Origin of the sequence: Paenibacillus glycanilyticus NBRC 16618 (genome assembly GCF_004000805.1) — a bacterium.
Lineage (GTDB): Bacteria > Bacillota > Bacilli > Paenibacillales > Paenibacillaceae > Pristimantibacillus > Pristimantibacillus glycanilyticus.
Genome location: NZ_BILY01000012.1, coordinates 93319 through 112829 on the forward strand (window position 1 = coordinate 93319; position 19511 = coordinate 112829).

Here is a 19511-nt window from a genome sequence, read left to right on the forward strand (position 1 = left end):
GGGATGCACATATAGAGAAGAAGAGGATAGGTTTATGCTTTTGAAGTAAAAAACAATTTATTTTAGGGGGAAGAGAAACATGCTGACAAAGACGGGATCAAAGAAAACACTGGGTGGAATGACGGTGCTTCTTGCCGCGGCGCTTACGTTGTCCGCTTGCGGGGACAGCAAATCATCGGGGGATTCGAAGGAGCTGACCAAGGTTAGCCAGGTGACCAACTGGTTCGCGGAGCCGGAGCATGGCGGGCAGTATGCCGCTCTGGACAAAGGCTTTTACAAGGATGCCGGTCTTGACATGACCATTCAATCCGGCGGCCCCGGCATCTCTTCCACCCAGATTGTAGCCGGCGGCAAAGCGGAGTTCGGCATGGGTCAGGCGGACGAAATCCTGCTGGCGCGTCAGAACGGCATTCCGCTTGTGGCGATCGCGGCGACCTTCCAGAAGAATCCGCAGGGCATCATGTTTCATAAGGGCCAATTCAAGGACATTAAGGAGCTGAACGGCAACAAAATTTTCGTCGGCAGCGGCGTGGTGTTCTGGGAGTACTTAAAGAAAGCCTATAATCTCGATAAGGTGACGGAGATGAAGTATACCGGCTCGCTGGCTAACTTTGTAGCGGATCCGAAGGCGGCCACGCAAATTTATATTACCTCCGAGCCTTTCTCCATGCAGCAGGAGGGCGTCGACGTCGACTACTTCCTGAACTATGACCTTGGCTATAAGCAGTACGGCAACGTTCTTTATACAACCGAGGATTTCCTGAAGAAGCATCCGGATACGGTAAAAGCTTACGTAGAAGCATCCATTAAAGGCTGGGACTACTACAAGGATCATTCCGAAGAGATCAACAAAGTGATGCAGGAGAAGAACCCGGATCTGAAGCTTGAAGCGATGGCATATGGCGCTAAAGCGCAGGAGCCGCTTGTGTACGGCGGAGATGCGGAGACCAACGGCGTTGGCTACATGAGCAAGGACATCTGGTCCGGCTTGCAGGCGCAGCTGGTGGAGATGGGACTCCTCAAGGATGCGGAGCCGATTGAAGACGTGTTTACGAACGAATATTTGCCGGGCAAGGGCAAGTAACAAATGAAGCAACGGAGCCGCTGCATGCGGGCATGCGCGGCTCCGGCTTTTCTAGGGAGAGATCGCAATGGCTAACGTGCTTGTCATCTACTTCAGCGCATACGGACATATTCACCGGATGGCGGAAGCCGCCGCGCAAGGCGCTGAAAGCGAAGGGCATACGGCAAGGCTGGTTCGTATCCCGGAGTTCCGCCATCCGGACAATGTAACCGCGCTGCTCGATCATCCGGACCGAAGACGGCCAGCGGCAGACAGCCCCAGGTTGGAGCCCGCTGGGAGAAATACGAAGCCGCCCAAGCTCTTCAGCAGTCGGTGCCGGAAGCGGCGGCGGACGATCTTCGCTGGGCGGACGGCATTGTCTGGGGCTTCCCAACCTATTACGGCTCCATGCCGGCGCAGGTCAAATCCTTCCTCGATCTGTCGGGCAGCCTGTGCGCAAGCGGGGAGTTGGAAGGGAAGCCGACCGGCGTGATGACAAGCGCCGGATCCATCCATACCGGCCACGAAGCGACAATCTTGACTTCTATCATTCCGCTGCTGCATTTCGGGATGGTATACGTCGGATTGCCGTATTCGCAAAATCCGGAATATTTGACCGCGGACGCCATTGGCGGTTCCCCTTACGGCCCCTCGACGCTGGCAGGCCCGGACAGCTCGAGAACGCCGGACGAGCGCGAGCTCCGGATGGCCGGGAGGCTTGGCGCGAGAGTGGCTAGATTCGCAGCAGCAACCAAAGGCATAAAATGAATGGCGGGGATACGATGACAATACCATTGGATTTGCTTGTTTCCGAGGTTAGGCTGCCCGGCAGCGGAGAATTAACGGATCTGGGCATCAAAGGCGGTAAAATAACGGCGGTCGGCAAGCTGGCCGGGGCAGCCGCCAGGAATGTCTTTCAGGCGCGGGGCAGACTGCTGCTGCCTCCCTTTGTTGAACCGCATGTGCATCTGGATACGACCTTAACGGCAGGCGATCCGGTATGGAATGAGAGCGGAACGCTGGCGGAAGGCATCTCGGTATGGGCTTCCCGCAAAAAGCAGCTGACCCGCGAAGATGTCCTTGCGAGGGCGGAGCGTACGTTAGAGCTGTTTATCGGCTACGGCGTGCTGTATCTTCGCGCGATGGTTGATATAGGCGACCCCAAGCTGACGGCGCTGCGAGCGGTGCTGGAGCTGAAGGACAAATACAGGGATCGCATGCATATGCAAGTGATCGCTTTTCCGCAGGACGGCCTTGTTGCCTGCCCGGAAAATGTAGCTAGGCTGGAGGAAGCGCTGCGGCTTGGGGCCGACGGTGTTTCGGCGGTTCCTCATCTGGAACGGACCCGCGAGGACGGGATATTAAGCCTCCGCAAGGCTTTTTCCCTTGCCGAGCGGTACGGTGCCTTGGTACACGTCTTCTGCGACGAGACGGACGATGAAGCCTCGCGGTACCTTGAAGTATGCGCCGCGCTTGCAATAGAGACCGGTCTCGGCAGCAAGGTGACGGCAGCCCATGCCAATGCCGCGGCTTATTACAATGAGCCGTATTTTCAGAAGCTGCTTGGGCTGGTGAAGCAGTCCGGACTTTCCATTGTGGCCTGCCCGCTGATTAACAGCGTTATGCAAGGCCGCTATGATACGTCTCCGAAGGGGCGCGGCATTACGCGGATTCAAGATTTTCACCGGGCCGGAGTTAATGTCGCTTTGGCGCATGACGATATCCGCACCCCCTTTTATCCACTTGGAACGGGAAATCCGCTCGATGCGGCGCATATGGCAGCTCATCTTGCCCATATGTGCGGCCGTCGGGATCTTAACGATATAGCCGGCATGATTACGTACGGCGGGGCAAAAGCAATGGGGATCGCAGGCTATGGCTTTGAGCAGGGGGGACCGAAAGTTGGCGATCCGGCTTCCTTCCTGCTGTTTGATGCCCCTGATTCCGCTGAGTTAATCCGTACCCGGTCTGCTCCGCGATATGTATTTCATCAAGGCCTTCTGGTTGCGGAAACGGCGCCTGCTATTACAAAGCTGCTGCACGCGGCGAGTGGCGAAATGGCATACTCAAGAATTGAAACGGGAGTAAGATTATAAAATTTTAACCAAATTTTAGGTCAACGCGACTATTCAAAACGATGTTTATCTCCTTGATAATCGGGTGTAATCGTTATTGAGGAGGGATTCAAATGATTCGCAATCAGAGGCTTAGTCTTGTAAACAGGCCATTTAAAATGGTTATTTCCGTTTTTCTTGCCTTGCTTCTGTTCGGCACAACCGTTGTGCCGGCCTTTGCAGCCAGTCCGGGGAAAACCGTCAACGCGTCCGCTACTCTGGCCTATAGCCTGAAAGGGCTTAGGCACAACCTGGCTGTCCAGAAGGCCTACATCGCATCCAAGTATCTTTACGTCACCCAGCGCTCGGGAGGGACAGTGTATCTGTCGAGACTGCTCATGAAGGGCAGCACCGCCACCTACGTGGACGAAATGACCATTACCAATTCCGGTCATGGCCAGACGCTGGATATGTATACCTACAAGGATGTCGATTACTTCTACTTTAGTTCAAAAGCGGACCCGTCCACCTCGTACGACTGGTCGCTTCAGGTTGCGCGGCTGAAATACTCGGCGGGCAAGAAGTACGATTATACGGGTCTTCGCCGGTTCACCTACTTGAACTATGCGAATAAGACCGGCAAGCGTTTAGGCGATACCTATCGCGTGGACGGCGGCGGGAACAGCGACTATACGATTTTCCGCGTACAGACGTCCCAAGGCTCGGTTACATGGTCCATCTATAATACGGCAGCCTTAAACAAGCTGTTGGACGGCAGCGAACAAGTTCGGATGGACAGCGCTGCAGCTAAAAAAGCCTGCGTAGCCAGCTTCACCCAATCGGGAAGCCGTATCGTCAGGCCAAACGGATCGTTCCAAGGCATGGATATGCTAGGAAGCACGAAGATCTTTACGTCGGGCGGGGCGGAAGGGCAGACGCCGAGCATCGCCTTGATGTCCAACACGGGCGCATACAAGTCCCTCGTTAAGATCACGAATGTGGGGAAACATGAGATTGAAGGCGTGCAAACGAAAAACGGCAGGGTTTACTTCACGATTGTAACGGATCCAAAAAACAAGAAAAACACGCAGAAGGTCTACTACGTGCCTGAAAGCAAATTTAATTAAGTTATGCAAACAGGGCTGCCCCGCAAGCAATCTGCTGCGGTGGCGGCCCTGTTTGCATAACTGGAGGACACGCCGCATAAGACGTAAGGTAGCTTTACTTCGGCAATAGGGAGGGAACAAGCGGTGAGCAAAAGGTTCCTGAATTCTCCGACCGCCTATGCGCTTGGGATGTTTGCGATGATGGTCCCAAGCCAGGCCTTTGCGTCTTTCTTCAACTACTACTACGTGGAAAAGCTGGGGCTTAGCCTTGGGCTGGCTACGATAGCACGCACGATTTATCTGATCTGGGATGCGGTCAATAACCCGATGGCGGGCTATCTCTCCGACCGGACCCGCACGAAATACGGCAGGCGCAGGCCTTGGATCTTTTTCTCCACGCCTGCGTTTATGCTTGTCTTCATCATGGTCTTCTCCGTCCCGGAGGGACTTGGCAATACGGAGCTGTTCGCGTGGCTGCTTACGTCGCTGATCCTGTTTGAAGGAATTGCCACACTGCTGTGGGTGAACTACGGAGCGCTATTTCCGGAGCTGTTCGAAGGAGACCGGCTTCGGGCGAAGGCGTCCGCCGTCCAGCAAGGCTTTCAGATTGTGGCTATTCTGATCGGAACGGCATTGACGCCGATTCTATACGGATGGATCGGCTTTGGATGGATGTCGGTTGTTTATTCGCTTGTATTCGGTATCTTCATGACCTGGTTCGCTTTGTCCGTCCGGGAGAAGGAGAGCACTCATCAGGAAGCGCCTCTGCCGCTGATAGCCGCCTTCCGGGAGACGCTGACGAATAAGCCGTTCTGGATCTTTAATATAGCGGGCTCCTTCGCCCAGACGGTGAACGGCCTGCTTGCCGCCCTGCTTCCTTTCTATGCGAAATACAACCTGCATATCTCGGAGGGCGAGGTGTCCATCCTGATGGGCGCCGTCTTTGTCTCCATTATCCCGCTTGTCGCGGTCTGGTATCTGATCTCCCGCAGGCTTGGCGGCCTGCTCAGCTGGCGGCTGGCGCTCGCCGTTTACGGGCTTTCCGTCATTCCGCTATGGTTCGCGGGCAATCTTGGCAGCGGTATTCTCGCCGGCATTCTGGTCGGCTTCGGGATGGCGGGGTTCCTAGTTACGCCGGCAATGCTAAGCGGCCGGATTATCGATCTCGACGCGGAGCGGACCGGAAGACGCAGGGAAGGAATTTATACGGCGGTAGCCGGTTTTATTACGCGGTCCAGCGGCTTGATCGCGGCGGTGGCTTTCTGGATTGTTGGCCTTATGTACGGCTACCAGAGCGGCGACGAGCCGGGGTCGCAGCCGGAGACGGTATTCCGGGTGCTGATCTGCGTGGTTCCCCTAATTCTGCTTGCGGTATCCTTTGTCATTTCCTTGTTCATGAAGAATTTAGAGGAGCCGGGTCAATCGAAACGTCCGGTGTGATATGATAATGGCAAAATCAAACCAAGGGGAATCGCATGAAGCAAGTAACGATTGGCATGTTCGCGCATGTGGATGCGGGCAAGACCACGCTGGCGGAACAGCTTCTTTATCATACGAACAGCATACGGGAGCGGGGCCGGGTCGATCATAAGGATGCCTACCTCGACAGCCACGATATTGAACGGGCGAGAGGGATAACGGTGTTTGCGGATCAGGCCGTTATGACCTATAACGGAGCGACTTATTACTTGATCGATACGCCGGGACACGTCGATTTCTCGCCGGAGATGGAGCGCGCGGTCCAGGTGATGGATTATGCCGTCCTGGTGGTGAGCGCCGTGGAGGGCGTGCAGGGACATACGGAAACGGTCTGGCAGCTGCTTTCGAAGCACCGCGTGCCGACGTTCTTTTTTATCAACAAAATTGACCGGACCGGGGCGGACGTTAATCGAGTAATGGAGGACATTCAGCAGCATCTAACGCCGGATGCTTGTCTGATCACGGACAGCTTTGCCGGCGGCGTTGCGGGAGAGGCGTTAGTGGAGAATCTAGCGGAGAGGGATGAGCGGCTGCTCGATGCGTTCCTCGCGGGCGAAGGCGATCAAGCCTTCTGGCTGCAAGCTTTGCGGGACATGGTAAAGAGCGGCAGGCTGTACCCCTGCGTTAGCGGTTCGGCCCTGCAGGATACCGGCGTAAAGGAGTTTCTGGAGCAGCTTCATCTGCTTACGACGGTCGATTATAACGGACAAGCTCCTTTTGGAGGAAGAGTCTATAAAATCCGTCATGACAAGAGCGGTACCCGGTTAACCTATATCAAGGCATTAAGCGGTACCCTCAAGGTGCGAGAGGAGCTCTGCTACAGCGGCGGGGCCGGGCAAATCTGCGAGAAGGCAACCAGGCTTATGCTTGTGAACGGCAGTAAAATGCAGGCGGTTGATCAGGTATCGGCCGGGGATCTGTTTGCCGTTATCGGGCTGTCCGAAGCGGATGCGGGACAAGGCGTAGGCCTTTATTCGGACAAGCTGTCCTATGATCTGGTACCGGCGCTGACATCGAAAGTCATTTTCTCCGAAGGCCTCCCCGTGAAGGATGTGCTGAAGGCGTTCCGCATTCTGAATGCGGAGGACCCGTCTTTAAACGTCGTCTGGGAGGAGAGCCTGCAAGAGATTCATATTCACGTGATGGGCGTTATTCAGCTCGAAGTGCTGCAGCAGCTGGTGAAGGAACGTTTCGGCTTTGACGTGGTCTTTGGCAGCCCGGAAATTCTGTACAAGGAGACCATCTCGAGTCCGGTAAAAGGTTACGGTCATTTCGAGCCGCTCCGGCATTACGCCGAAGTGCATCTGCTCTTGGAGCCGGGCGAAAGGGGGAGCGGCATCACGTTCAACAATGCGGCCCATGTGCATGACCTGAGCATAGGCAATCAGAATCTGATCGAGACGCATCTGTTCGAACGCGAGCATCATGGGCTATTGACGGGCAGTCCGCTAACGGATGTGCGGATTACTTTGCTTACGGGCGCCGCCCATAACGAGCATACGCATGGCGGCGATTTTCGCGAGGCGACCTTCCGGGCGCTCCGGCAGGGGCTTGAGAAGGCGGATAATCTGCTGCTTGAACCGTTTTACGAGTATAAAATCAAGGTTGAGCTGGACCATCTGGGCAAGGTGTTGTCGGATTTGCAGCGCGCTTCCGGCCAGTTTGATCCGCCTCAGACCACGCAATCCCATGCGGTGGTTGCGGGCCGGGTGCCTGTGGCGACTTTTATGGATTACAGCACGGAGCTGGCCGCTTTCACGCATGGCCGGGGCAGCATTCAGCTGATCTTCGCCGGTTACGACCGCTGTCATAACGAGCAGGAGGTCATTGAGCGGAAAGGCTACCGGATGGATGCGGATCCTTTATATACGTCTTCGTCTATCTTTTGTGCGAAAGGGGCCGGTTATGCGGTGCCTTGGGATGAGGCGGAGGCAAAAATGCATTTGCTCTAGCTGCTGCAATTGAATGGTTAAACGAAAGGAAAAGCCGTTTTCCCTTAGTGAGGGTAAACGGCTTTTATAGCTTCGAGCATCGCTGCTGCCTTCTCGGGATTGTGCATTAACGCCTTCCTGTATTCGATCATCCAGTCGAGCGTTTCGAGGATCTGATCGTATTCGGCTTTTTTGCGCTCAATATCGTCTTTCTTTTGTTCCATCCATTCAATGATCTGCTGATGCGTCTTCGTATTCGTATCCTGATCCTGAAAGACCTCCTTTAATTCAGCGAGCGAACAGCCAAGGCCTTGAAATTTTTTGATCATCCGCAGACGATCGATCGCTTCTCCGGTATAGCTGCGATAGTTGTTTTTCTCCCGCTGGACGTGGCGGTTGTCGAGCAGGCCTTCCTTTTCGTAAAATCGGATCGCGTGGACGGATAAGCCCATTCTCTCCGCTAACTCTTGAATTTTCATGCTTCTCTCTCCTAAAAAGAAATACCATTATCGGGGTCTTGCCTTAGAGTTCACTCTATAGTTTATGCTGTAGTTGTTCGATTCATCAACTACTTTTCTATCTATAAGGAGTGATCCACTATGCGTATATTCGTAACAGGGGCGACCGGCTATATTGGCATGGAAGTTGTTCGAGAGCTGATCGAAGGCGGTCATGAGGTTGTAGGGCTTACCCGTTCCGATAAAGGCGTTGCCTTATTGGAAGCGGCCGGTGCGGAGGCGCATCTTGGCACCCTTGAAGATCTCGACAGCCTTCAGCGCGGCGCGGCTGCCGCGGATGGCGTCATTCATTTGGCATTCCGTCATGACTTTTCGGATTTTGACGGCTCGCTTGCGATGGATCTTCGCGCCGTTGAGGCGATGGGGGCCGTGCTTGAAGGCTCCGGCAAACCCTTTGTCATTACGGCTCACGCGAACGGTATGGCATCGGAGGAAGCGGTATTGGGACTAGCCGAGCGCGGGGCGCGGACCTCTATTGTGTCGCTTGCGCCTTCGGTGCATGGGGAGCGGGATAAAGGCTTTGTGCCGCAGCTCATTCAGACGGCCCGTGCGCAAGGGTTCTCCGCTTACATTGGCGACGGGGCAAACCGCTGGCCGGCCGTGCATCGCATCGATGCGGCATCCTTGTTCCGGCTTGCCGTGGAGGCTGCGCCTGCAGGCTCAAGGCTGGATGGCGTTGGCGACGAAGGGATCGCGTTCCGCGACATTGCCGCTGTTATCGGACGGCATCTGAACGTGCCGGTGCGCAGCATTTCCCGTGAGGAGGCTGCCGGCCACTTCGGTTTCCTGGGCATGCTCGCAGGCCTTGATATTCCTCGTTCAAGCGCGCAGACGCAGGAGCTGCTCGGCTGGAAGCCAACTCATCCGGGACTGCTTGAGGATCTGGAGCAAGGACACTATTTCAACAAGTAATCAACGCTTAGCGAGACCTTTCCTGTTTTTGAGCAGGAGGGGTCTTTTTTATGGGTTTTGTACCCATAAACGCTTGTATATTGCTTGGCATATACGAAGCTTGATACACTAATAAGTGATTCATCAATAAATAAAATACAATTAACAGGAGCTTAAGACGATGGCGAAAAAGGATACAGCGTCCGTAAACCGGAGGACGGAAATTATTTCGGCGGCAATCGACGTATTCGCGGAGTGCGGCTATTACCGGACAACTACAGCGCAGGTGGCACAGCGGGCGGGAATTTCGCAGCCCTACGTATTCAAGTTTTTTGCAACGAAGGAAGCATTAATGCTGGCAGCGCTTGAGGTGTCCTGGGAAAGAATCGCGGAAGCGTTCAACCGGGTGGTAGATACGGCGGCACCGGATCAGCTGGAGCGGGAGCTTATTGAAACATACGAAGAAATTTTGGCCGCCCACCGGCAGGAGACGCTGCTGCAGATGCAGGCCCAGACGATGCAGGAGGAGCCTATTCGCGCCGCTATGCAGACGGGATTGAGGGAAGTGCGCCGCATTGTGCTGGAGGCGTTTACTGCCAGCAAGCTTGCGAATCCGGAGGAAAGAACGATGCTGTTCCTCGCGCGCGGCATGCTGTGCAATATATCGATGGCACTTGGCGTTCCGGAGTTAATGGACAAATAAAGGGGCTGCCAAGCCTTGAAAAATAGTGATTGATCAATCACTAACTAAATGATATAGTGAATTCATCGATAAATAGTGATTGATCAATCACTAAATAAAAAGGAGTGGCTGAAATGAAAAAAGCGGTTGTTATTGGAGCGACGGGCGGCACGGGTGCTGCGATTACGGAGGAATTGGTGAGCCGGGGAATTCCGGTTGTGGCGTTTGGACGATCGCGGTCGAAGCTGGAGAGTTTCGCGGCAAGATTAGGGCATCCGGCAAATCTGGCGCTGGCCGTGGGAGATGCTTTCAAAGCGGATGATGTCGAGAAGGCATCGCGCGGCGCCGAAGTGATGTTCCATTGCGCGAATGTTCCTTACCACGAGATGAAGGAGCGGCTTATTCCCCTTGGGGAAGCGGTTATGGAGGCGGCAGACCGGCTTGGCCTCAAAGTCGTTGTCATCGACGGTATTTATCCGTACGGAAAAAGGCAGATGGAGCGGGTGACCGAGGAGCATCCGAAGCAGCCGCATACCCGTAAAGGGCAGACGCGTCTAAAATTTGCCGAAATGGTGTTTGACGCCAGGTGGCGTCAGGCCCGCCCTCTTATTGTCCGGCTGCCGGACTATTACGGACCAACCGCCAATGAAGCTTCTTATCTCGGTTCCACGCTGGAGGCTATTGCGGCCGGCAAGATGGCCTTCTTCATCGGGAACATGAATGTACGGCGCGAATATGTCTATTTGCCGGATGCGGCGAGAATGATTGTTGAAATTTCGCTGCGCGATCAAGCTTACGGCCAGGAGTGGAACATTCCCGGAGGCGATACGATATCCGGCCATGAGATTGTCCGTCTCGCCCGCGAAGCGAGCGGCAGCAAGAAGGCTGTTCTGCCGCTCGGAAAAGCCGGCTTGTCCTTGCTCGGGTTATTCGTTCCCGTTATGAAGGAGGTCGTGGAGATGCTGTATCTGACAACGGAACCGCTCCGCCTTAGCGGAGAGAAGTATGAACGCTTTATCGGGCCAATCCCGGCAACCGGCTTCAAGCAAGGGATTTATGAGACTATCAGCCAGTTGAAGAAGTAACACGGCAGCGGTGACGGGAGTCACCGCTGAGCTCGTTATCGGTATAAAAGAAGGCTGTACCAGTTGTCCCATTCCGAAGGACCGGATGGACATACGAGCGGAGCAAGAGCCGTGCTGCAGCCCTGAAAGCCGTTGCCGCCGGCAATAATGGTGAGCGACGGATTGGCTAGACGGTAATCGCTTATCCACTTCTCGACGGAAGCTGCAAGCAGGGGGTTATTTAACGAGATGGCAACAATCTCAATATTTTTAGCCCGGATCAGGCTTGTAATATCGTTTAGCGGAGTGTCCGGTCCCAAGTAGATGACGTCATGGCCTTTGTTCCGCAGAAACAAAGTGAAGAGCATAAGACCCATCTGATGATGCTCTCCCTCCGGACATAAGGCGACAGCCCTTGGAAGATTCCGATTCAGCGGTAAAATTCTCATGAACTGGGTGCATCTCTGAATGATGATTTGGGAGGCGAAATGCTCCTGGGCAACCGAAATAACACCATTTTCCCACGCCGTGCCGATTTGTCTCATCACGGGAGTAAGAATATGATGGAAGACCTCTTCATGATGGAACAAGGAAAAGCATAAATCGATGACCTCATTGGCCTGCACGGTATTCAGGTCAACAAGTTCCCGGTAGAGCTGATCCGTCAGACGGTTAAACCGGTTTGGCTGGCTTAACGCCTCAGCAGGTTCATTCCCCTGCTTGTCCCGGTACAGGGAGACGGCTTCGCTTATTTTCAAGTGACAGCTCTCCATCTGCTGCTTGATCCAGCGCAGGGTTTCGATATCGGCGTCCCGGTATAGACGGTGACCGCCAGTGCTTCGGACGGGCGCGGTAAGCTGATATCGGTTCTCCCATGCCCGAATGGTTACAGCGGGAATCCCAACTAACTGGGATACTTTACGAATACTATACATACGCTTACACCTCAGGTTTTATTATACATAAGTTGTACAAAAAAAATAGAGGATTCTATTCCATTCCCTATGATCTTCCTTGCGATGGAAATATGAATTATGTATAATTTTAACGAAAATACTATACATAAACTATACATTGGAAGTAGAAGGTGATCCGATGCTCACGGTATCCCAAGATCGGCATTCCAGTTCTCAAGTATTGGATATGCATTTCGTTCTGGCGGCAATGGAGAAGTCGCTGGCTATGATTGAACTAAGTACGGACGGGAAAGTTTTGTGGGCAAACGATAATTTTGCCCGGGCGATGGGGTACGAAGCGGACGAAATGCAGGGCCTCATGCACAGGCAGTTTTGTACGCCCGAGTTCGCGAACAGTCCCGATTACCGGGAGCTCTGGAATAATCTCCAAAGCGGACGGATTTTCCAGGAAAAAATCTCGCGCGTATCCAAGGATGGCCGGTTATTATGGTTCGAGGCTACTTATATGCCGGTGTTTAACGCCGAAGGACGCGTAGAAGGAATTCTTAAGGTTGCGACGGATATTACCGAGAGGGAAAACGCTGCGGCAAAGCTTACGGATGAACTGCAGCGGATGGCGCAGGATTTGCTGGAACGGACGGAGGAAGGGATTGCCGGAAGCAGACAGATCGAGCAGACCATAGAAAGCGTGGCCTTGGAATCAAGCGGGAACATGAAGGTGCTTGGCGCGCTGGAGCATGAGACGGAGTCCGTGCGAAGCACGATTCATATTATCCGGGAAGTGGCCAAGCATACGAATCTGCTGGCCTTGAATGCGGCGATTGAAGCCGCGCATGCCGGCGAGCATGGCCGGGGCTTCAGCGTGGTTGCTGCAGAGGTTCGCAAGCTGGCTAAGCAGGCGGATGAGGCGGCCAAGGCCGTCCAGGCCAATCTGGCCGGGATTGCGGCCGAGGTTGGAAATATCGCGAAGGGAATGCACCGGTCGCAGTCGATGATCCTGGAAAGCCAGCAGCGCGCCCGGAGGGCGGTGGGCGAGTTTGCCCGGATTGGAGAATCCGCTTATCAGCTGGAGGAAAAGGCTCAGGATTATAAAAATACGATTTAGGATGGAAAAGCGGTTGTGCAGGGGGGAACCCCGGACACAACCGCTTTTTTGTCATTGTCACAGCGTACAAACGATCTTGTAGCTGCCCGGCTCCGCGCGGAAGCCCATCAGATCTCGGTTTACGCGCAGCATGGGAATATTGGCCGAGTCGTTATGCGTCCGGAGATAAGGAGCGCCGGCTGCTCTGGCTGATTGCAGGCCAAGCAGCTTCAGGGCAAGCGCTATCCGGCGGCCGCGGTATTGCGGCAGCACCCCCGTGTATTCGTGGTACATGGCCCCGGTCTGTTCGTTATGCTGCAGGCTTACCACGCCAACGTAGCGTTCGCCGTCCTTGGCGATATGAACCCATTCCGGACGAACGCCGGGCAGTTCGAGGGTCCATTTTTTCCATTCCTCAAACCAAGGGTAATCACCCGTATAGCCGGGAATATCGTGGTGCGTTATTTTATAAAGCTCATGCAGCTTGCGTTCATTGTCCTCTCCCGGTTCATCCGCCAACGTAACGAAGCGTATGCCGGCTCGCTCCGCATCCCCAATGGAAGCAACCAGCTGTTCACCCGCGGTATACTCCCGTAAATCTAGCACGGACTCAAAGGACAGCCGTTCCTTGAAATAACCATGCTTTTCCGCGAAAGCAAGAGACCTCTCGTCCGTCTCCTTCATGTTGTAGTTTATCAGGCGTGAAGCTTTAACCTCCTGCGCCCAGGCATGAAGGGCGCCGTATATGGCAGTGCCAACGCCTTTGCCGCGGAATTCCGGGTGGACGATTAACGTATGGATGAGCGCGCCGGGCTCCGTCCAAGGCGCACGCCAGGCTATGGCGTAAGCGATGATATGTCCGTTCTCGTCTTCGGCTACCCACTTGGGACGGTCCCAGCCCATCAGCTCGCCTTGCTCGTTATAATGCAGCTGGCCCGGAGGGATTTTGTCCTCGTCCTCCTGCAGCCGTTCTGCCGTTGTTGGTTCCGACCACACCAGATTGACGAGAGGCGCTACGGCCTGAAAGTCTTCCGGCTGTTTTAATTTGCGGATTGTAAAGTTCATATTGACCACCACCGTTATTGGGATAATCCCAGTATGGCATACCTTTTATTCCAATGGTTGGAAATAATTGATTATAATGAAACTTGCTCGCGCTTCGGCTGGCGGATGAACCACTCTACGATAACGAAGTTTAGAATAAGGGCAGTCCAGATGTTATTGTCCAGCACCTCTTCAATCATTCCCATACGGCCGCCCGGCAAAGCGAACCGGTGCAGAAGCAGGTACAGAAGAATTAAGAGAGGCACCAAGGCTCTAGCGCTGACGGCCGTTAAAGTCATGGCAAAGCTGCGGATCATCCATTGCTTATGCGACTGCCAGTCCCTTTTCCTTGCAGAACGGTAACCCATTGCCGTCGTGATCAGCCACAGCAGATCGAGGAAGAGGAAGGATAACGTACGGCCGAAGTCGGGTTCATAGCAGGACACGATAAGGGCAAGCCCGCCGCTTAGGAATACCGAGCCTGCGTATACTTTGCCAAGAAGGAGATGCAGGGACGGCTTGTTCCGCCGCAGCGTGCGGTGAAACTGCAGAAATCCCGCTAGCATGGCTATAAAGGCTAGAATGATATGGCTAACCAGAGCAGGATATTGAATTGTCCTTGAGGAAACTTCAATACGGCTGCTTGCGGGATTTAAAGTAACGTACGGGATAACAAACGGCAGCATTATGGCGACAGACAGCAACAGCAGAACCCACCAGCTTTTTTTCATCGGAACTCTCCTTAGGGGTTGATGACCCCAGTATAGCCGGAGGATGTTTAGGGGCTCTAAAAACTTTCTAAAAAAACGATAAAACAGAACAAGAGGGAGCTGCCCGCGCGGCAGCTCCCTTATTTATAATCTAAAAGCGTGCAGCGCTGTTCCGGTTGCCGCTATTTGGACGCGAACCGGAAAGAAGCACCTTGCGCAGCGCAGCCACGCCGGCCGCGATCGAAAGAATAAAGCAGGTGCTTGCGGCTATTGGCAGAAGCGACCACTCCATTAGGGCGTGACCGTTCAACGTCTGCCATCCGATCGCGATTAAGCCAAGCAGATAAGTAATGCCGGTCATATGAATCAGGCTAGAGGCTTTGGCGCGGGAACGCTCGACTAGCCAAGCGACAATCGGCATTGCCTGAAGCGCATGAAAGCCAAGCCCATGCAGCCATATAATATTGCCGTCCGCACCGATAAACCTGCCCTGGTTCATGGAGATCCAGATGCCGGCGGCAAACGATACGGTGACGGCAATCATGGCATAACGCACGCCCAGCGCCATCCCGGGCCGAAGCTTATAAGCCTTCGAACGGAAGAATTGAACGCCAAGGTACAAATAAAACAAAACGAGAAACAGGGCAACAAACGTGAAGACATTGCCGACCGTTTGGTCGAAAAACGAATCGCTGTCAACGAATCTCGGATTAACGCCGCGAAAGTTTTGAATCGTCTCCGCCCCATAGGAATAAAGAGCAAGCCCGATGTACACCCTCCGGAACAACGCCTGGCTTCGTGCCTTCAATCCCGATAATGGCGCAATTGCGGCGGTTGATAGAATAAAAGCGCCAAGGGCCGCATCAAAGGAAAAAGCTTTTGAAACATCGCCTCCGGGCGAGACCTCACCCCCGTTCGCAAGCACCCATACCCCGCAAATTGCCGCTAGAAGAAATCCGAGAAGACCAGTCAGAACAAGCCATTTTTCCCCCTCGAACAGCCTCGGCTTCTGCGTCGTTGCTTGATTTACATAGCTTTGCATTTTATCCTCGTCCCTTCCCGTAAATGTATACCTTTAATTTACTGGAAAGGACTTACAGGCGTTAATGGACCCGCGGCTAGATTTCGCGAGGCCTGAAGAAGGTTCTTTTCTCGGGCGGAGGTCTTAGAGTATTCGTCTATTCGTATGCATAAAGGATAATAGGGATGAGGTGGAGCATGAGAAAGGCAGGTTTATGCGCTGCAATTCTTCTCCTGGCCGGTTTGATGCTGGGGGCTTGTTCTTCTAAGGAGCAAGGAAGGGGTACGTTCGCCGTAAACGTAAAGGTCATCGATAAAGGCGAGGGGGAGAATGGGCAATACTGGATTATGATCGCTTACCCCGACAAGAAAAGGTTAAAAAGCGTGGATAAAATTATTTTGGAGGAGAGCGTGTGGAATACCGTTCAAATCGATCACAAATATACGGTTCGTTATATCAGGCGGGAAGACGGAACCTACTCGTTCTCCGCGATAACTCCTTTAAAAGATTAGGAGAGTCAGCTGCGGGCTGACTCTCCATTTATTTTTAACCGATGGTGTTGGCGGGCTGCATGGCAAGCTCGGCCAGCTGTTTGCCGAGTGTGCTGACATCCTGCAGGATATTGCTGAGCACGATGACAGAAGTCTGCTGTTCAATAAAACGGAGCAGGACGGAGGAGAAGCCGGGAATGCCGCCGCTATGGCAAACAAGCTTTCCAAAAGGCGTATCTTGAATGATCCAGCCGCAGCCGTATTGAAAATCCCGTTCTCCCTTGAACGGAGTAAACATGAGATCGAGAGAAGGCTTGGTCAGAAGCTGCTCCGTATAGAGCGCCTGATCCCATAAATGCAAGTCCCTGATTGTTGAACTAATAGCTCCTGCCGCATAAGCATTGGAAGGATCGAAGGTGGGTGCATTAGTTAATTGCCCCTCTTCGTCCGAATGATAACCCGCAGCACGGTTGAGTAGAATCTGGCTTGGCTGATCTATCTGCGTTTGGTTCATGCCAAGCGGAAGGAAGATGTGCTCCTGCAAATAGTCCGCGTAAGATTGCCCGGTTATTTGCTCTAGGATGGCTCCAAGCAGGACGTAACCGGAGTTGGAGTATTTGTACTGCTCGCCTGGAGCAGCCTCTGGCTCTTTATGGGCGAATCGCCCGATAAGAATTTCTGGTGTCGAAGGGTTCGCAGCCCAGTCGAACATAGAAGGATCATCCGTATAATTGGGAATACCAGATGTATGCGTCAGTAGATGTTGGATGGTTATGGAATTGCTGCCCGTCTGCTGCGGAAAGAAACGGCTGACCGGATCCTCCAGCCGGAGCATGCCTTTTTCCACCAGCTGGAGGATGGATACCCCCGTAAAGGTTTTGGTTATCGAACCGATCCGGAACTTGGTTTTAGTCGTATTATCCACCGCAAGCTCCATATTTGCTTGTCCCCATGCCTCCGAATACAGGATGCTGCCGCGTTGCGAGACGAGTACGGCTCCGTTAAACTTCCGCTCGGGGACAAGGGGTTCCAGCAAAGCATGAATCTGCTCTTTTACATTAGCCACAATCATCTCTCCCTCTGATCTTCATCACCTCTCCATATTAAGTATAAAATTGGGAATAAACAATGTTTTTTCCTGTTCTCAGGCAGGCTTTGATTGCTGTTTTGCCTCCGAGCCTGCGCCCGTTACAAGACCGCCGAGTCGGAACGTGACAAGAGAGAGAACGATGCATACGGCGGAAAAAATACCGATGGACGCATAACCGGCAAAATGAACGTACAATAGTCCGGCCAGCCAGGCGCCAAGCGTATTCGCACCGTTCATGGTCGAGTTGGCGAGGCTGGAAATGGTTCCCCGGATGGATGCGTTCAGGGCAGTAAGCAGGCCCATAACAAGAGGGAAAATAATGCCGAGAACGGTAAAGATAACGAAATAGATCATCACCGCAGGCGATAGGCCGGCATGCGGGCCAACAATATACAACAGGGCTAGCAAGAGCATGCCCGCGGTTACGGTCCGCGTGCTGCCAAGCCTGCGAATAACCACGGAGCTGATGACGCTTCCGAGCAAGGTGCCGCATCCAAGTCCCATCATGACGTTGCCGATTCCGCCTATGGACAGCTCGAAATGATCAGCCATCCATTTGCCGATAAAAGCCATCGCCGTACCGCTGCCCAGATGGAGCAGCAGGTAAGCGAGGAAGCCGCCTCTTGCTCTTCCGTTCGTTATTAACGGCATATACCGGCTGAAAATGGAAGCGCGCGACTGGCCGCTAGGCTTCATATCCGGGAGGAGCAGGAAGGCGGCAACCGCAAGAAGCAGGGAAAACGTGCCGATGCTCCAGAACGGGACAGGCCAATCGGCCGCGGCCAGCCAGCTGCCGATCGGAACGCCAAGCGCTTGGGCTGCAGCCAGTCCGCCAAAGGCGATGCCCATCGTCTTCGCAATCCGCTGCGGAGGCATAACGGCGGGAATGGAGGCCCATACCTGCGGAGCGGTGAAGGCAGCGCTGACTCCTGCGAGGAAACGGAACAGAAGCATCATCCAGTAGCTGTCCGCGAAACCGCATAAGGCGGTTGAAACGGAGAAGGCGGCCAGCCCGCAGATCATGACCGTTCTGCGGTTCCAGCCGTCGGACAAAGGGCCGGAGACTAGCGCGAACAAAGCCGAGCCCAAGGTGTAGGCGCCAATCATCCAGCCAGCAATGCCGGTGGATACGCCGTATTCCGCCTGGAGCGTAGGGAGCAGCGGAGAAATAAGAAACGTGTCGGTGCCAATCATAAACATAACAAGGAAAAACAGAATGGAGTATTTAAGCATTTTTTTCGCTCCTTTAGCGGTGGTATTGCCTGATGCCCTTATCGTAACGGATAATAGTGACACATTCTGTCATGGATATGAAATGAGGAGGAAAAAAGGATGCCCAAATCCAAACGGCTCATGGAGCTGATGATGACGGTCAACCGCAAGCGCCGGTTCAAGGTACAGGAGCTCGCCGATGAATTTGGCGTCTCGAAGCGGACGATTCTAAGGGATCTGCAGGAGCTCAGCGAGCTGGGCGTGCCTTTATATTCGGAGGTTGGGCCGCATGGAGGTTACCAGGTATTAAGGGAGCGGGTGCTGCCGCCCATCGCCTTTACGGAAGAGGAAGCCGTGGCCATGTTCTTTGCCGTGCATGCGCTTAGGCATTACTCCTCGCTGCCGTTTGAGGCAGAATCCGTCTCGGCGCTGAACAAATTTTATCTTCATATGCCCGGCGATGTTCGGGATCGAATCGACAGCATGAAGCACCGGGTAGATTTCATTACGCCAACCAGGCGCGGCGATGCGCCTTGCTTGTCCATGCTGCTGGATGCGGCGGTACACCAGAAGGTGCTCGATATCGAATACGAGACGAAGGACAGCGAGGCGGGCTGCCGCAAAATCCAGCCGGTATGCATCTACGCTCATAACGGCCTCTGGTACTGCACGGCGTATTGCTACCTGCGCGAGGGCTTCCGCGTCTTCCGCTGCGATCGGATCCGCACCGCTTCGGAGGATACCTCCGGTACGGAAAAGCGCGACCTTGGCGACATTCCGCTAAGCCGCAAAGAAGCCGTTATGCCCGAGGACCCGGTCCGTCTGCAAGTAGAGCTAAGCCGGGCCGGAGTTCAGCGCTGCGAAGCTGAGCTATGGCTGGCCCCGATGCTGCAGGTTCGGGAAGACGGGAGCGGCAGCATTGATGCGGATGTATCCCGCGGGGACATGCCTTTCTATACCGAATTTCTGATTGGACTTGGATATGAAGCAGCACTGAAAGGCCCCGAAGAATTGCGGGAAGCAGTCCGGGACCGGTTAGCCGGGCTGCTGGACCGCTATCGGTAACCTACAAAAGCAATGAAACAAGGTCCCTCTGCCTTCCGGCAAGAGGGATCTTTGACATGGGCACGCGAATCAAAATGGGATGACTGACG

Annotated in this window: 19 protein-coding genes; 12 read left to right on the plus strand and 7 right to left on the minus strand. The window is 54.0% G+C overall.

Going from position 1 to position 19511, the window contains the following annotated elements; all coding sequences use genetic code 11:
• Nucleotides 1-79 precede the first annotated feature (79 nt).
• From PGL01S_RS12065 to PGL01S_RS12090, 6 genes are all read left to right on the plus strand, one after another.
• Nucleotides 80-1084 carry an ABC transporter substrate-binding protein gene (locus PGL01S_RS12065; RefSeq protein ID WP_127494872.1) on the plus strand — a complete coding sequence of 335 codons (1005 nt, stop codon included), beginning with the start codon at nucleotides 80-82 and terminating at the stop codon, nucleotides 1082-1084.
• A 312-nt stretch (nucleotides 1085-1396) separates the two neighbouring features.
• Nucleotides 1397-1831: an NAD(P)H-dependent oxidoreductase gene (locus PGL01S_RS31235; protein WP_244935570.1), complete on the plus strand. Its 435-nt coding sequence runs from the start codon at nucleotides 1397-1399 to the stop codon at nucleotides 1829-1831.
• Nucleotides 1832-1845: 14 nt separating this feature from the next.
• Nucleotides 1846-3159 carry an amidohydrolase family protein gene (locus PGL01S_RS12075; protein WP_244935571.1) on the plus strand — a complete coding sequence of 438 codons (1314 nt, stop codon included), beginning with the start codon at nucleotides 1846-1848 and terminating at the stop codon, nucleotides 3157-3159.
• A gap of 92 nt (nucleotides 3160-3251) precedes the next feature.
• Entirely contained in the window at nucleotides 3252-4244 is a 993-nt protein-coding gene (locus PGL01S_RS12080) for a helveticin J family class III bacteriocin (RefSeq protein WP_127494876.1), read from the plus strand.
• A 123-nt stretch (nucleotides 4245-4367) separates the two neighbouring features.
• Entirely contained in the window at nucleotides 4368-5663 is a 1296-nt protein-coding gene (locus PGL01S_RS12085; RefSeq protein ID WP_127494878.1) for an MFS transporter, read from the plus strand.
• Between the two features lie 35 nt (nucleotides 5664-5698).
• A complete protein-coding gene (locus PGL01S_RS12090; RefSeq protein ID WP_127494880.1) occupies nucleotides 5699-7654 on the plus strand; it encodes a GTP-binding protein in 1956 nt (651 codons plus the stop codon).
• A 44-nt stretch (nucleotides 7655-7698) separates the two neighbouring features.
• Here the strand turns inward: PGL01S_RS12090 and PGL01S_RS12095 are convergent, their stop codons facing one another.
• Nucleotides 7699-8112, minus strand: a complete 414-nt coding sequence (locus PGL01S_RS12095; RefSeq protein WP_127494882.1) for a MerR family transcriptional regulator — start codon at nucleotides 8110-8112, stop codon at nucleotides 7699-7701.
• A gap of 120 nt (nucleotides 8113-8232) precedes the next feature.
• Here PGL01S_RS12095 and PGL01S_RS12100 point away from each other — a divergent pair, with 120 nt between their 5' ends.
• The 3 genes from PGL01S_RS12100 to PGL01S_RS12110 all read left to right on the plus strand — a co-directional run bounded on the left by PGL01S_RS12100 (nucleotide 8233) and on the right by PGL01S_RS12110 (nucleotide 10809).
• A complete protein-coding gene (locus tag PGL01S_RS12100; RefSeq protein WP_127494884.1) occupies nucleotides 8233-9063 on the plus strand; it encodes an SDR family oxidoreductase in 831 nt (276 codons plus the stop codon).
• Between the two features lie 160 nt (nucleotides 9064-9223).
• Nucleotides 9224-9745, plus strand: coding sequence for a TetR/AcrR family transcriptional regulator (locus PGL01S_RS12105; protein WP_127494887.1), 522 nt, complete (start codon nucleotides 9224-9226; stop codon nucleotides 9743-9745).
• 113 nt (nucleotides 9746-9858) lie between these two features.
• Nucleotides 9859-10809, plus strand: a complete 951-nt coding sequence (locus PGL01S_RS12110) for an SDR family NAD(P)-dependent oxidoreductase (protein ID WP_127494889.1) — start codon at nucleotides 9859-9861, stop codon at nucleotides 10807-10809.
• 35 nt (nucleotides 10810-10844) lie between these two features.
• Here the strand turns inward: PGL01S_RS12110 and PGL01S_RS12115 are convergent, their stop codons facing one another.
• Nucleotides 10845-11723, minus strand: a complete 879-nt coding sequence (locus PGL01S_RS12115; RefSeq protein WP_127494891.1) for a MerR family transcriptional regulator — start codon at nucleotides 11721-11723, stop codon at nucleotides 10845-10847.
• 160 nt (nucleotides 11724-11883) lie between these two features.
• On the opposite strand from PGL01S_RS12115, the gene PGL01S_RS12120 reads away from it, so the two are divergent.
• Nucleotides 11884-12810: a methyl-accepting chemotaxis protein gene (locus PGL01S_RS12120; RefSeq protein WP_127494893.1), complete on the plus strand. Its 927-nt coding sequence runs from the start codon at nucleotides 11884-11886 to the stop codon at nucleotides 12808-12810.
• A 57-nt stretch (nucleotides 12811-12867) separates the two neighbouring features.
• Here the strand turns inward: PGL01S_RS12120 and PGL01S_RS12125 are convergent, their stop codons facing one another.
• From PGL01S_RS12125 to PGL01S_RS12135, 3 genes are all read right to left on the minus strand, one after another.
• Nucleotides 12868-13854, minus strand: a complete 987-nt coding sequence (locus PGL01S_RS12125; RefSeq protein ID WP_127494895.1) for a GNAT family N-acetyltransferase — start codon at nucleotides 13852-13854, stop codon at nucleotides 12868-12870.
• 71 nt (nucleotides 13855-13925) lie between these two features.
• The gene (locus PGL01S_RS12130) at nucleotides 13926-14564 is read right to left on the minus strand and encodes a DUF2306 domain-containing protein (protein WP_127494897.1); all 639 of its coding nucleotides are present in this window, start codon (nucleotides 14562-14564) and stop codon (nucleotides 13926-13928) included.
• Between the two features lie 130 nt (nucleotides 14565-14694).
• Nucleotides 14695-15585, minus strand: coding sequence for a hypothetical protein (locus PGL01S_RS12135; RefSeq protein WP_127494899.1), 891 nt, complete (start codon nucleotides 15583-15585; stop codon nucleotides 14695-14697).
• A 176-nt stretch (nucleotides 15586-15761) separates the two neighbouring features.
• Between PGL01S_RS12135 and PGL01S_RS12140 the strand changes: the two genes are divergently transcribed.
• The gene (locus tag PGL01S_RS12140) at nucleotides 15762-16076 is read left to right on the plus strand and encodes a hypothetical protein (RefSeq protein ID WP_127494900.1); all 315 of its coding nucleotides are present in this window, start codon (nucleotides 15762-15764) and stop codon (nucleotides 16074-16076) included.
• Nucleotides 16077-16110: 34 nt separating this feature from the next.
• Here the strand turns inward: PGL01S_RS12140 and PGL01S_RS12145 are convergent, their stop codons facing one another.
• The gene (locus PGL01S_RS12145; RefSeq protein WP_164775447.1) at nucleotides 16111-17121 is read right to left on the minus strand and encodes a serine hydrolase domain-containing protein; all 1011 of its coding nucleotides are present in this window, start codon (nucleotides 17119-17121) and stop codon (nucleotides 16111-16113) included.
• A 78-nt stretch (nucleotides 17122-17199) separates the two neighbouring features.
• Nucleotides 17200-18378: an MFS transporter gene (locus tag PGL01S_RS12150; protein ID WP_127494902.1), complete on the minus strand. Its 1179-nt coding sequence runs from the start codon at nucleotides 18376-18378 to the stop codon at nucleotides 17200-17202.
• Between the two features lie 99 nt (nucleotides 18379-18477).
• Here PGL01S_RS12150 and PGL01S_RS12155 point away from each other — a divergent pair, with 99 nt between their 5' ends.
• Nucleotides 18478-19422, plus strand: coding sequence for a helix-turn-helix transcriptional regulator (locus PGL01S_RS12155; RefSeq protein ID WP_127494903.1), 945 nt, complete (start codon nucleotides 18478-18480; stop codon nucleotides 19420-19422).
• The last annotated feature ends 89 nt before the right edge of the window (nucleotides 19423-19511 follow it).